This is a genomic window from Paenibacillus sp. YN15 (genome assembly GCF_003285005.1).
Taxonomy (GTDB): Bacteria; Bacillota; Bacilli; order Paenibacillales; family NBRC-103111; genus Paenibacillus_AR.
Genome location: NZ_QMFA01000023.1, coordinates 102,834 through 115,382, shown reverse-complemented (window position 1 = coordinate 115,382; position 12,549 = coordinate 102,834). Strand labels below are relative to the sequence as shown.

The 12,549-nt window shown below is 53.1% G+C and carries 13 protein-coding genes and 1 pseudogene; 12 read left to right on the top strand and 2 right to left on the bottom strand.

Features of this window, described 5'->3' with window-relative positions:
• Positions 1-353 precede the first annotated feature (353 nt).
• Entirely contained in the window at positions 354-890 is a 537-nt protein-coding gene (locus tag DQG13_RS18410; protein WP_309472244.1) for a P-loop nucleotide/nucleoside kinase family protein, read from the top strand.
• A 536-nt stretch (positions 891-1,426) separates the two neighbouring features.
• Here the strand turns inward: DQG13_RS18410 and DQG13_RS18405 are convergent.
• On the bottom strand, positions 1,427-2,155 hold the full coding sequence (locus DQG13_RS18405) for a hypothetical protein (protein WP_397333995.1): 729 nt from the start codon (positions 2,153-2,155) through the stop codon (positions 1,427-1,429).
• A gap of 404 nt (positions 2,156-2,559) precedes the next feature.
• Here DQG13_RS18405 and DQG13_RS18400 point away from each other — a divergent pair, with 404 nt between their 5' ends.
• The 4 genes from DQG13_RS18400 to DQG13_RS18385 all read left to right on the top strand — a co-directional run bounded on the left by DQG13_RS18400 (position 2,560) and on the right by DQG13_RS18385 (position 4,339).
• Positions 2,560-2,985, top strand: a complete 426-nt coding sequence (locus DQG13_RS18400) for a hypothetical protein (protein WP_113021247.1) — start codon at positions 2,560-2,562, stop codon at positions 2,983-2,985.
• A gap of 89 nt (positions 2,986-3,074) precedes the next feature.
• Complete coding sequence (locus tag DQG13_RS18395) at positions 3,075-3,569, top strand: hypothetical protein (RefSeq protein ID WP_113021246.1); 495 nt, start codon at positions 3,075-3,077, stop codon at positions 3,567-3,569.
• Positions 3,553-3,879, top strand: coding sequence for a helix-turn-helix domain-containing protein (locus DQG13_RS18390; protein WP_113021245.1), 327 nt, complete (start codon positions 3,553-3,555; stop codon positions 3,877-3,879). The genes DQG13_RS18395 and DQG13_RS18390 overlap by 17 nt, the downstream gene beginning before the upstream one ends.
• Positions 3,880-3,898: 19 nt before the next feature.
• A complete protein-coding gene (locus DQG13_RS18385) occupies positions 3,899-4,339 on the top strand; it encodes an HD domain-containing protein (protein WP_258525741.1) in 441 nt (146 codons plus the stop codon).
• Positions 4,340-4,835: 496 nt separating this feature from the next.
• Here DQG13_RS18385 and DQG13_RS18380 read toward each other — a convergent pair whose 3' ends face one another.
• The gene (locus DQG13_RS18380) at positions 4,836-5,468 is read right to left on the bottom strand and encodes a hypothetical protein (RefSeq protein WP_258525740.1); all 633 of its coding nucleotides are present in this window, start codon (positions 5,466-5,468) and stop codon (positions 4,836-4,838) included.
• Between the two features lie 253 nt (positions 5,469-5,721).
• Between DQG13_RS18380 and DQG13_RS18375 the strand changes: the two genes are divergently transcribed.
• From DQG13_RS18375 to DQG13_RS18345, 7 genes and pseudogenes are all read left to right on the top strand, one after another.
• Positions 5,722-6,372: a PspA/IM30 family protein gene (locus tag DQG13_RS18375; protein WP_113021244.1), complete on the top strand. Its 651-nt coding sequence runs from the start codon at positions 5,722-5,724 to the stop codon at positions 6,370-6,372.
• A gap of 55 nt (positions 6,373-6,427) precedes the next feature.
• Positions 6,428-7,465, top strand: a complete 1,038-nt coding sequence (locus tag DQG13_RS18370; RefSeq protein WP_113021243.1) for a TFIIB-type zinc ribbon-containing protein — start codon at positions 6,428-6,430, stop codon at positions 7,463-7,465.
• On the top strand, positions 7,459-8,271 hold the full coding sequence (locus DQG13_RS18365; protein ID WP_113021242.1) for a TPM domain-containing protein: 813 nt from the start codon (positions 7,459-7,461) through the stop codon (positions 8,269-8,271). The genes DQG13_RS18370 and DQG13_RS18365 overlap by 7 nt, the downstream gene beginning before the upstream one ends.
• 47 nt (positions 8,272-8,318) lie before the next feature.
• Complete coding sequence (locus DQG13_RS18360) at positions 8,319-9,317, top strand: SPFH domain-containing protein (RefSeq protein WP_113021241.1); 999 nt, start codon at positions 8,319-8,321, stop codon at positions 9,315-9,317.
• 138 nt (positions 9,318-9,455) lie between these two features.
• Positions 9,456-10,166, top strand: a pseudogene (locus DQG13_RS18355) (spore germination protein); the annotation flags it as partial.
• A 21-nt stretch (positions 10,167-10,187) separates the two neighbouring features.
• A complete protein-coding gene (locus DQG13_RS18350; protein WP_113021240.1) occupies positions 10,188-11,291 on the top strand; it encodes a GerAB/ArcD/ProY family transporter in 1,104 nt (367 codons plus the stop codon).
• Positions 11,284-12,477 carry a Ger(x)C family spore germination protein gene (locus tag DQG13_RS18345; RefSeq protein ID WP_113021239.1) on the top strand — a complete coding sequence of 398 codons (1,194 nt, stop codon included), beginning with the start codon at positions 11,284-11,286 and terminating at the stop codon, positions 12,475-12,477. Before DQG13_RS18350 ends, DQG13_RS18345 begins: the two co-directional genes overlap by 8 nt.
• Positions 12,478-12,549 lie beyond the last annotated feature (72 nt).

Here is a 12,549-nt window from a genome sequence, read left to right as displayed (position 1 = left end):
AATTTCCGATATTCTCCCAACGTAAAAAAGGACCGTCAGGGCGATGTTCCCTGACGGTTTTTCTTATGTTCTTGTTCAACAGTTTGCAAACAAGAAGTCGGGGAAAGCAGTTGCAAGTGGCCAGGAGTCAGCCAAGGTCAGGCAGTCGAGACTAGATCGACCACAGTAAATTGAACAGATAAATAAAGGGCTATTTGAATGAGCAAAACAGATAAGGAGCGAAGCTACAATGCCTCAAGCTAGTTGAAGTAATGTAGTCATGGTGATAGCCTAACATTTAGAATATTATTTCTTAACTATGATGGATGTACTTTCGTTTCAATGAGTCAGAGATAGAAAGGAGATGGTGGATTGTGCTGAATGAAAAGTTTGTTATCGAAAATTTGGTGCAGCAAAAGCGTTCGAGCGAGGCTCCCGTCGTGGTGATGATGTGCGGCGTGGCAGGATCGGGTAAAACAACCTTTGCTCAAAAGCTGGAGAAAGAGGGATTCGTCCGGCTCTCGATAGATGAGGATATCTGGGCCACACACGGCCGTTATGGAGTGGATTATCCGGAGCGGAATTATGAGTCCTATAAAGAAGAATCGGAAATAAAGTTGCGTGGCGTGCTGGTTAATCTAATTCAGGCTAAACACCCTGTCGTCATCGATTTCAGCTTTTGGCAGCGTCAAAGACGAAACGAATACAAGCAACTGATCGAGCGGCATGGTGGCGTATGGGAACTGATTTACTTAAAGGTTCAACCGGATGAATTGCGTCAGAGGCTTCTCATCCGGAGTGAACGTTTTGATGCCAATGCGGCGTTTCCAATCACTGAAGATACCCTAACCCGGTTTTTAAGTGGTTTTGAGACCCCTACTGGAGAAGGGGAAATGGTGATCAAAGCATAGATAATCCTCGCAAAACCTGTTACTTAGGACACCATCCCGTTGAAGGCCAAACTAACGGGATCAGTGGCGACGGGGGAGGAGTAGGGGGCGCGGATGCGCAGAGAGAGGGATGCAGAAGGCTGCCGCAAGGTGGCTGCTGCATCCCTTTTTGGGCGTAGTCACGAAAATACATACGCGTATGACCGAAACGCAGCCACCCACTTGTATTTGCCTCCCTCGTATCGGCCGGTATATGTGCCGTCACGAAGACTTTTGAAGCTGATGGCTTTCATCCAAAGATATGAATGAATAAAAAAATATTCATTCACATCATGGCATGAAGATAACTTCTTGACTAGACCATAAATGGAAGGCTTGTCCAATGGGCATCCGTCTTATGGAGTTCAGCTTTAATGGCAACGATCACATTGGAGATTGCCTGCACCTTTCCTTGTGGAAGCATACAGATGTGATCGCCCCTTGGGGTTATATTGCCAACCTTATATACGGATACGGCCTGTTCTCTGTGCTGACCATATGGATTTTCTACTTCACCGTTAATTGGGAAGCCCGAATGTCGGCTCTGTACGCAGATAATAGTTGGTCCGCACCTCTGCCGCCCAGTTGGCCAGAACCTCGCGCCATTGCACGCTGCTGAAGAACTCCTCGACCGTCTGGTTGTCGGAATCCCATTCCACGAAGATGTTGAGCGGGGTGATTCCGCCTGCCCATATTCCGTTGCCTGCGTCTGTGCTTCTCTCCCGCACCAGCAGAATGGGAAGACCGAACTGGAAGGCCATGGAGGGCTCAATTTGCAAATAAACGGACCCTTCCCAAAAAGGGGTTGTTGTCGGGGCCGGCCCCACATTGCTCTTGATAAATTGGGCGTAGAAGCGTCTGAAGTTGATGGCCAAAAGACCGTAGCTGGACATCACCAGGCGGCGGATGCTGGTCAGGATGGTTTCGGGATACTGCTCGCTTTCGGGCAGAGTGCGGGGAAACAGCAGCGCCTCCTCGATTTCCTGGATAAGGCGGTCCAAAAACTGCTGCTGCAGGCTGTTGAGAGTGTTGGTCGTACTCAAGAAGATAGGAATCCGGAAAGCGCGGTCCACGTATTCCGACAGATGCGCCGATACAGTATTCCCCTTCAGCGGAAAACTGGCGGGAAGACTGGAGATTGAGGGTTTTTCAAAACTTAGAACTGACTTGCTCCCGCCATACTGGGGAGAACGTTTCTTTAAGGGAATCGGCTGGGATTTCCCTTTGGATTTTTGAATACTCACCATAACAACCCCTACTGGCTCGATTTAGCATACGCTGGCACAGCATATGCACAAACGCCTATGGGCGTTACACCAGATATGGCGATGGGGAATGCGGGAGGGGAAGAATTTATGGGTGCCATCTTAAGGGTGAGAGTTCCAAACAGGGGAAAAGTGCCTGCAGTTGACCAAAGGCGAGGACACCTGCCGCGAGACAGAAGTTAATGTTCCCGCAAGAAAATTCAGGTAGGACACAAGGAACACACGATTCTGCGGGAGGACTTCTGAGGCACCAAAGGTTGAATGTGGATTTTGTTATAAGTGAACTAACTTAAGCATTACTTGAATTAAAGCATTGAATAAAACGAAAGTTTGCATTAATATTATTTATATGCAAAGTTTGCAAACTTTCGAGTGGAGGTAATAATATGGGGACTGAAACCCGGAGCGCACAAACCAAAGCCCTGATCCTTGATCTTTTAAGCAGCAATCCTCAGAAATCGTATACGTGGGCTGAAATGCGCGAACACGTTAATAAATCTCTGAGTATTACGAATGGAATTTTCGCTGGATCGATTCAAGCGTTAACGTCTGCTGGGAAAATTGAAAGGAAAGACCGAGGTGTATATGCAATCACCACTGAATATGATTCCGGCGATTTGCTTAGTCCGAGAATCGTTAGAATTCTGAGGGATGCGGAAAACAGTATTCGACAGGAAGCCCAAGGAATCAAAATTTTGAATCTGGAAGAAGCTGATTTTTTAACGATTCGCCACATCCAAAAATTGCTGGCCGATCTAGAGAGATTGCGGACTGGATTTGAAAAAAATGTAAGTTCATCAATTAACATCTAACTCAAACGGAAAACTGACGTTGCTCGGAATTTAAATATAGAGAGGAGCAAGGGATAAATTGAATTGTTTTTTATCCCGTATATGGTATAATGAAAACTGTAATTGAATTGCTTCATGATCCAGAGCTAGACACGCGTCCTGTTGATGACTTGCTTTTTGATATGGAGCAGCAAAGTAAAAAAGATCCTGGAGTTCGGCAACTATATAAGTTGATCGTTCGCGGACTTGAGGTATTGGAACATCATGGATTGGATTTTGCTCTGAGGGAGTATCTTGTTGAAACAAGAGAAGATGGGAAGCCTTACACAATTAAACTTGCTAAGGAACTGAGAGATCACGTTCCACTTATTGAATTTAGAGTGAATTGGGTAGGTACTGGAGCATTTCGTGCAGTTTTTTTCGAATATGTTCGGGATAATACTCAGATTTTGATTTTTCCTCGAGCCATTGTCAAACAAGCCACTTATGACCCGGAATTTGAGCGGATTGTAGCAGAGACGGAATCCATATATCAAGATTTTTGTGAGTTTCCCGAAAAATACATTGTATTTCCCGGAGGTGTCGAAGATGTCGAAACCAAGTAACCCCCCTGTACTTGGTCAGTCCTTTAAGGACTTGAAGAAAAGGGCAAGACAGATTCCTGAAGTCAAAGATTACTTGGATAGTTATTCGGTTGTTATTGGAAATATTATATTTGTTCGTCGAATGAAGTTAAAATTAACGCAGCAAGAACTCGCTGAGCTTGCTGGAACGAAACAATCCAAGATTTCTGAGATTGAATCGGGTGAGGCGAATGTAACGATGGAGATTATGAACCGGGTTTTCAAGGCATTGGGACTTGAGGACCTTCAACCTCAGTTCCGCGACGAACAAGCGGCAGGATTCAAGCTTTAGAGAAAAACACCGGTGGCCGGTGTTTTTTTGTTTTTGGTTTGCCAAGTCGGAGCTGGAGCATGACCCCACAGGCCACGATTGGTGGCATGTCCGTCGGGTTGCCACTATGGCTGGGAAGCTGGTCCAAAGCGAAGGAGCGGATTTCTTTATATGCGCTGTAGCCGCGTTGCTCCATGATGTGGCTGATGAGAAGCTCAACGAGTCCAAGGAGGCCGGTCTGCAAAAGGTAAGCAGTTGGCTGGAGCGGCAGCCGGTGGAGGAAGAGGACCGCCGGCATATTATCGAGATTATCGCCAATATGTCATACAATGCGGGGGCCAATCCCCCGATGCGGACTCTGGAGGGGAAGGTGGTCCAGGATGCGAACCGTCTGGATGCCATAGGAGCCATCGCCATTGCCAGAACCTTTCTGTACGCCGGATGGAGCGGGCAGCCCATCTATGATCCACATAGATCATAACGTCATTGTTCCCGTCCTCGGTCAGACGCTCGGGATGCCGGGCTTCTTCGCGGATATGGAAGGATCTCACGCCGGATACATCGAAGAACACTTTGCCTGTTTTGCCTCAAATTGTTGGAAATGGCGGGGCTCAATGCTTTATCTGCTGATGCGGGTTGGCTATCCTGTGCTCTGGAGAGCTCTGATCCCTACCTCCCCTCAAGCGTATATGAAATTTCGAGTATAATTTCCCGTCTGGCCACGAAAAAGCACATTATGATTGATTTTTCGATCATAATACCTGACATGGAGTGGTTAGGGGCAAATTATGGTTACTTTTTCATATACAAATGATGGTTTTAGCGATTTTCTCAAAATTATATATGATTTTTCGTGTCCGCCGCCGCTCCAGCCTGTCTTGTCTCACCCCCAGCTAGTGGTCCGCTCCAGCTCCCCGCCTGCCCCATCCAACCTACTCCCGCCCAACCTGCCCTATGAAGCACTTCATCAGGCCAGGCTAAACCAAATCGGGGCTTTGCAGAGAGCCCACGTACTGGTAATACACCACCCGCCCGGACTGCCCTTTTGCGATGGGCTGAAGCTTGCCCTTCTCCACCAGCCTGCGGCAATACTTGATGACGGTCATGTTATGGAGCTCCAGCTCCCGTTCCACCCGGGAAAAGCCCTTGTCCGTATTCCGCTTGTCACCGCCGTCGGCCGCCGATAAATACGGGGCAAGGCTGGTGCGCAGCGCATACAGGATGAAGGAGGGGTTTTCCTTCAACTCGTCCAACGCAATGTAAAACACTACACAGTCCTGCGTCTGAAGAAACAGTCCTCGGTTCAAATCCATCCGGTACTTGGTCCGGTCCATGCCATGGGAGCCATAATCCATCACCTCCAACGCCACACGCAGGGTCCCTGCAATCCACATGAAATCAACAAAGTAGGACCGTCCCCGCCAGTCCTTCACCTCATATTCCGGATGCAGCCCCTGGAAGCCGCCGGCCAGCGGCCACCACACCTGCTCCGCAAATAAGCGGTTGCCATACCCGTGCCCCCGTTTCAGCGCGTCCAGCCGCTCCCCTTTTCGTGCGCTTAAATGATGCTCCATCCATTTCCTGTGTTCCTTCTCAAAGCTCATGCCCATGTCCAACGCCTCCTTCAAAATGGCCCAACGCAAAACACAAAAAGCCCGCCCCTTTCCGGCATGGAAAGGAGGCGGGCATGCTTTGCCGCGCAAATGGTTAAATACTTCTTATAGTGTGCCATAATACCAACAGCCGCGCAAGAAAAACAATCCAATCCTTAGGTTTTTGAATCCTTTCCGCCTAATTCCAAGTATTATGAAGTATGATAAAACGAGAGGCGCATGTCTTGCCGTTATTGTGAGGAGGGATACCATGGGAATACTGTCCAGATTCAAGACCATTATGGCCAGTAATGTGAACGCTGTGCTGGATAAAGCGGAGGACCCGGAGAAAGCCATTGAGGAGCTGATGCGGGGGCTGCAGTTGGATTTGGGGGCCGTACGGGCGGAAGCCGCGGCTCTGCAAGCGGAGGAGCAGCGCGCCAAGCGGGCCCTGGAGGAATGCCGGGCGGAAATCCGCAAGCTGGCTGCCTATGCGGAGAAGTCCCGGGAGCTGGGCAATCCGGCGGATGCCGGGCTGTTCCTGGATAAGCGGGACGCCCTTCTCCCCAAGGAAACGGAGCTGGAGGGCCGGTACCGGGAAGCAGTCGGGCAAGCGGCCAGTCTGAAGGAGCTGGAGGAGAAGCTGGCTTCGGACATAAGCCGGCTGGAGGCCCGACAGGCGCAGTTGAAGGAACGGATGGCCGCGGCCCAGGCGCAGCGGAAGCTGAATGCCATAGAAGCGCCGGGACAGGGAGGGCGATCCGCTATCCAGGCAGCGGAGGATAAGATCAACAGCGCTTATTATGAAGCCCAGGCGCTGGCGGAGCTGAGGTCCGACCCGAAGGAGAAGCTGGAACGGGAGCTTGCGGAATTGGACAGAACCGCCCGGGCCCGGGAAACGGAGGACGGCAAACCGGAATAAGCCTCGGAAAAAGACCGGGAACGGGCTACAGCGAATCGTAAGGTGAGGTGAAGCGATGCAGGCCATTGATTTCAAATGTATGAATTGCGGCAGCAGCATGGTCTTTGACAGCGGCAAAACAGCATTGTCCTGCCCAAGCTGCGGCAGAACGGATTCCATTGAAGGGCTTCCTGACCCTGTGGAGGCATTAAAAGCGCCGTCTGCTCCCCAGCCCCGGGAGGAGTACCATTGCGCCAGCTGCGGCGGCGTGATCGAAGCGGATGGGGAAACCACCGCCACGCTGTGCAGCTTCTGCGGCTCCAGCGCCATCCTGGGGGACAGGCTGGCGGGCAGCCTCCGGCCGGTGCAGGTGCTGCCCTTTGCCATCAGCAAGGAGGAAGCGGTGCGGGCCTTCAAGAAATGGTGCCGCAACGGGCGGCTGACCCCCGCGGGATTTATGACGGCGGACCGGATCAAGAGCATTACCGGCACCTATGTGCCGTTTTGGCTGTACGGCCTGAACAACCATATTGAAGCGCGGGCTCAGGCCACCAAGGTGCGAACGTATGTGCAGGGGGACTACCGGATTACGGAAACCCAGCACTTCAGCGTATACAGAAGAATCCGGCTGAACTACAACCGGGTACCCCTGGACGCGTCGGAAAAAATGAGCGACAAGCTGATGGACCGCCTGGAGCCATTTCCCTACCATCAGCTGAAAAGCTTCAAAACTCCATACCTGGCCGGGTACCGGGCAGATAAATACAGCTACACCGGCGAAGAACTGCTGCCCCGGGTAAAGGAAAAAATCCGGCCCTACGTGGAAGCCTATATCCAGTCGGCCATGGCGGGGTACACCACGGTCAGCTATACCCAAAAAGATATCGACACCCGGATGACCCAGGCGGATTACGTCCTGATTCCCGTTTGGGTGGTCCATTACGATTACGACAAGCTGGAGCATACCTTTGCCATGAACGGGCAGACCGGCAAGGTAGTGGGCAAACCGCCCATCAGCTTCGGCAAGGTGGCAGCCTGGTTTGCGGGCATTTCGGGCGTGACCTTCCTTTCCCTGAAGCTGATCGCCCTTCTGATGGGAGGCGGTTTATGGTGAACAGACAACGCCAACGGGCTATATTGGGCCTGCTCTGCTTCACGCTGCTTCTGCTGGCGGCCATGCTGGCTCCCGCCGGGCAGACGGTTTATGCCGGGGCGGAGAAGCGGCTTATCTATGATGAAGCCGATCTGCTGACGCCCGAGGAGGAGGCGGCGCTTACTGCCTTGGCCATGAAGTATGGCGAGAAGCGGCAGACGGACTTCATGATTTACACCTCGAACAATACGGCCAACACCGATGTGGTGGTCATGACCGAGGATTTCTACGACAGCAAGGCGCCGGGTTATGACAAGGCCCATGGCAACACTGCCATTCTAACCATGGACATGCGCAACAGGGAGATTTACCTGGCCGGGTTCTATAAGGGCGAGGAGTATCTGGATGACCAGCGGATGGACAAAATCCGCACCAAAATCACCCCTTACCTGAGCGCAGGCGATTACCGGAAAGCCTTCGAGCTCTATCTGGACACCGCCAACCGGTATATGGGTTACCGGCCGGGCGTGAATCCCGACAATATCCTGTTTCAGCTTTGGTTCCAGCTGGCGGTTTCCCTGGGACTGGGCGCTATCATCGTCGGCACCATGGCGTATCACTCCGGCGGCCGGGTGACGGTGAACCGGCAGACTTATGAGGACGCCGCCTCGTCGGGAATTCTTGACCGCCAGGACCAATACATCCGCACCACCGTTACCAGAACCAAAATTCCCAAGAACACCGGAGGCGGAGGCGGCGGGGGTGGCGGAGGTGGAGGAGTCAGCCGGGGAGGCCATTCCCACAGCGGCAGCAGAGGCTCGTTTTAGGGAGAAACATAGAGTTACCTATCTTGCAATGAAGGAGTGGTTCAGATATGTCGTTTTTCCGCAACCAGTTTGCCAATGTAGTGGAGTGGGAAGAGTTCCGGGAGGATATGATCTTCTGGAAATGGAGCAACCGGGAGATCAAAAAGGGCAGCAAGCTGATTATCCGCCCCGGCCAGGACGCCATCTTCTTCCACAACGGCAAGATTGAAGGGATTTTCCAGAACGAGGGCGAGTACAATATCGAGTCGCAGATCATTCCCTTCCTGTCCACCCTGAAGGGCTTCAAATTCGGCTTTAACAGCGGCATGAGGGTGGAGGTGCTGTTCGTCAACACCAAGGAGTTCACCGTCCGCTGGGGCACCCAGAACCCCATTCTGCTTCCGGCTCCCAATCTTCCCGGCGGACTGCCCATCCGCGCCAACGGCACCTTCAACTTCAAGGTGAATGATTATGTGGCCCTGATCGACCGGATTGCCGGAATGAAGGACAGCTATCTGGTGGAGGAAGTGAAGCTGCGGATTACCTCCGTGCTGGACCAGCTTCTCATGAAGTGGATCAGCCGGGAGGGCAAGGATATGTTCAATCTCCAGGCCAACGCCTTCGATATCGCCCGCGGCATCCGCGAGGATCTGGACATGCAGGTATTGAGCACCGGCCTCACGGTTACCGGTTTTCAGGTGATGAGCTTCAATTATCCGCACCAGATCCAGGATATGATCAACAAGACGGCCTCCCACGAAATGATCGGCAATGTGGGCAAATACCAGCAGATTTCCATGACCGACGGCATGGCCTCCGGCAATGTGAAGGGCGGAGGGGCCGCGGCGGATATGGCGGGGATGATGATGGGCATGAACATCGCCAAGGAAATGATGAAGAATATGGACCCGCAGAACCCGCAGGCAGGCGGCTCCGGGCAGGGCAGCCCGCAGGGAGCCCAACCGGCCGGAGCGGACGATGGGAAGAAGCCCAACTTCTGTCCCAACTGCGGCGCGAAGAATGAAGGAGCCAACTTCTGCTCCAATTGCGGCCAGAAGCTGGCATAGGGATACTCACCCCATTTGCAGATGAACATCCAAAGACGCTCTTTCCTACGGGAAGGGGCGTTTTTTTGCGCAGAAGGCCGTGGCCGCATGTTGATGCGGGAGGTAGTTTTTGCCCATTTGACTAAAACCAAGCAAACCTTGGACGGCACCCCCTTCGCGCTGATTGTTCCGGCTACCTTCAGCATGCTGCTCCAGTCCCCCGAGGATTATTACGAGCGCTGGGTGCCCGGCTCCCTTTTGCGGATGCTCCGGTTTGCTGCCGCGTTTTTGGCCCTGATGGCGCCTTCGCTTTATATCTCTTTCATCTCCTTTCATCCCGGGCTGATTCCCACCGAGCTGGCGATCTCCATCATGGAGACCCGCCAAGGGGTTCCCTTTCCCTCCTTAATCGAGGTGCTGATTCTGGAGGTCTCTATTGAAATCCTCCGGGAGGCGGGCATCCGTCTGCCCAAGCCCATCGGGCCGGCCATGGGCATTGTCGGCGGCCTGATTATCGGCGATGCGGCGGTACAGGCGGGAATTGTCAGCCCCTTTCTGGTTATTGTGGTGGCGGTGACCGCCATTTCCTCCTTCTCTATTCCCACTTACAGCGCCGGCATCACCCTTCGGGTGCTCCGCTTTGCAGGGATGCTGTTTGCAGCCTTCCTGGGCATGTTCGGCACCATTCTGTTTTTTCTTCTGCTGTGCAGCCATCTGACCAGATTGAAGAGCTTCGGGGTTCCTTACCTCACCCCGGCTTCGCCCTACCGGCTGCAGGATTGGAAGGACCTGTTCCTGCGCGCCCCGCTTTCTATGATGAAGCGCCGGCCGGTTATGCTGAAGACGAAAAAAAGCAAACGCAAATCCTGATTTTCGGAAGGGGAGCTACGCTTGTTCCTTAGAGCCGATGACAAGATTACTTCCTCCCAAGCGGCGGTATTCCTGACCAATACCCTGCTTGGCGCAGGGATTCTGACCATGCCGCGCAGCATAACCCAGGAGATGAAGACGCCTGACTCCTGGCTGACCATTCTGTTGGGAGGCGCAGCGATTATGCTGGTCGTCCTGCTTATGGTCAAGCTCAGCCAGCAGTTTCCCGGCGAGACCATTTTCCAATATGCGGGGAAGATTGCCGGCAGGGTTCCGGGAGGGGCGCTCTGCCTGCTCCTGGTCCTCTATTTCGTGATTGTAGCGGGCTTCGAGATCCGTTCGCTGGCGGAGGTTACGCTGTTCTTCCTGCTGGAGGGAACGCCCATTTGGGCCATGGTCATTCCGTTTATTTGGGCGGGGGCCTACCTGGTGTGCGGCGGCATTAACGCCATTGCCCGGGTGTACCAGATCGTCCTGCCCATTACGATTCTGGTGCTGCTGGTGTCGTATGCGGTCAGCCTGCGGCTGTTCAATATCAATAACCTGCGCCCGGTTCTGGGGGAGGGATTCGCCCCTGTCTTCCGCGGCTTAAAGTCCTCCATCCTGGTTTACTCCGGCTGTGAGGTGGTTCTGACGCTGGTGGCCTTCATGCAGCATCCCCAGCACGCGGTTAAGGCCATGCTGGGGGGGATTGCCATTCCCCTGGGGTTGTATCTGCTGACAGTCATTATGGTTGTCGGCGGTCTGTCCATTGATTGCGTGATTACCAGCGCCTGGCCTACCATCGATTTGATCCGCAGCTTCGAGGTCACCGGTTTTTTTGTGGAAAGGCTGGAATTTCCGCTGATGGTGGTTTGGCTGATACAGATGTTCTGCACCTTTTGCAGCTTCTTCTTTCAAGCCTCCCTGGGTATTTCCCAAGTGTTCCGGCTGCCTGTGCAGCCGGTTATTCTCGCCATGGTTCCCGTATTGTTTCTGGCGACTATGGTGCCGAAGAGCCAGCAGGACCTGATTCTTCTGGGTGACGCCATCGGATGGGGCAGCGCAGGTCTGTTCCTTCTATTGTTCGTCCCGCTTCTTGTGGTATGGATGATTCGTGTGAAGGGATTGAAGCAGCATGTGTAAGCAGCTTAAGCTTCTCCTGGCATGCGCTGCTCTGACGCTGCTTCTGCCGGGCTGCTGGAGCAGCAAGGAGATTGAGGATCTGGCTTTGTACGCCGGATTGGCGCTGGACAGCGGACAGCCTGCTCCCGGCGAAAAGAAGTTCGAGGCCAAAGGGGCCGTCTACAGCAAACGAAACAAGCTAATGGCCACCATTCAGATTGTTCCTACCAAGTCGGTGGGGATGAAGGATAAGGATGAGTATCAATCACAGATGCCGTATGTCAATGTTTCGGGAAGCGGCGACTCGCTGATTGAGATATTCCGTCAATTCTCCACCCGGCTGGATCGTCCGGTTATTGGCCATCACCTGAAGGTCATTGTCATTTCCGCCGATTTGCTGCAAAAGCAAAGCATAGAGCAGCTGACGGATTTTTTGCTCCGGGACAATGATATCCGGCCCAGCACCATGGTGTATATAAGCCAAGGCATGGCCAGGGATACGCTGGTATCCAACAGAACAGAGATTGTCCCGGCCTTTCACATCATGGGGATGATTCGCAACCGTACTCGCACCAGCAAGCTGCTTCCGCCGGTTACCCTATCCCGGCTGGACGGATTCACGTATGCCAAGAAAAACTTCGTGCTTCAGAATCTGGTCACCGGAGGCGGGGAGATCGAGTTTTCCGGCTCCGGGATTATCAAGGGCTCCTCCGGACGCTGGATCGGCAATCTGAGCCAGGAGGATACGGAGTGCCTGGTTTGGCTGAGGAATGAGGGGACAACGGGCGTGATTAAAACGGAGGACGCAGACAATGAAACCCTGACCTATGAAGTGAAGTCCATGAAAAGCAAAATGAATTCCATTGTGGAAGGGGACCGTATTGCATTCCGGGTCAGCCTTGTCAGTGAGGGCCGTCTGATTGAGACCTGGAACGAGCAGTCCACCCCTTCCTCCCACCAGTTTGCCGAAACGGCGGAGCAGATTGTGGAGGAACGGCTGGCCCAGAGGATGCAGACGCTGATGCGCAAGCTGCAGAAGGAGTACAAGGTGGATGTGGGCGCTTTTGGAGAACGGCTGGCCATTCAGCATCCGGAGGTGTGGAGGAAGGTGAAGGACAACTGGGACGAGGTCTTTAGCGGTGTGGAGGTGAATTTCAGCTATGATGTGAGGATTACCGATTTCGGTTCCTTTACGGAAGAAGATTAAGCCTCCGTCTTCTGCTGTTGAGCGTCTATGCCCGGTAGGGTATACTGAAAAGCAGGCATACGCCTATGTTGC

What these genes read in the sequence shown, in the direction of transcription:
- DQG13_RS18405 (WP_397333995.1), bottom strand. Translation starts at nt 2,155, where the DNA reads ATGGTGAGTATTCAAAAATCCAAAGGGAAATCCCAGCCGATTCCCTTA.
- DQG13_RS18400 (WP_113021247.1), top strand. Translation starts at nt 2,560, where the DNA reads ATGGGGACTGAAACCCGGAGCGCACAAACCAAAGCCCTGATCCTTGAT.
- DQG13_RS18395 (WP_113021246.1), top strand. Translation starts at nt 3,075, where the DNA reads ATGAAAACTGTAATTGAATTGCTTCATGATCCAGAGCTAGACACGCGT.
- DQG13_RS18390 (WP_113021245.1), top strand. Translation starts at nt 3,553, where the DNA reads ATGTCGAAACCAAGTAACCCCCCTGTACTTGGTCAGTCCTTTAAGGAC.
- DQG13_RS18380 (WP_258525740.1), bottom strand. Translation starts at nt 5,468, where the DNA reads ATGGGCATGAGCTTTGAGAAGGAACACAGGAAATGGATGGAGCATCAT.
- DQG13_RS18375 (WP_113021244.1), top strand. Translation starts at nt 5,722, where the DNA reads ATGGGAATACTGTCCAGATTCAAGACCATTATGGCCAGTAATGTGAAC.
- DQG13_RS18370 (WP_113021243.1), top strand. Translation starts at nt 6,428, where the DNA reads ATGCAGGCCATTGATTTCAAATGTATGAATTGCGGCAGCAGCATGGTC.
- DQG13_RS18365 (WP_113021242.1), top strand. Translation starts at nt 7,459, where the DNA reads ATGGTGAACAGACAACGCCAACGGGCTATATTGGGCCTGCTCTGCTTC.
- DQG13_RS18360 (WP_113021241.1), top strand. Translation starts at nt 8,319, where the DNA reads ATGTCGTTTTTCCGCAACCAGTTTGCCAATGTAGTGGAGTGGGAAGAG.
- DQG13_RS18345 (WP_113021239.1), top strand. Translation starts at nt 11,284, where the DNA reads ATGTGTAAGCAGCTTAAGCTTCTCCTGGCATGCGCTGCTCTGACGCTG.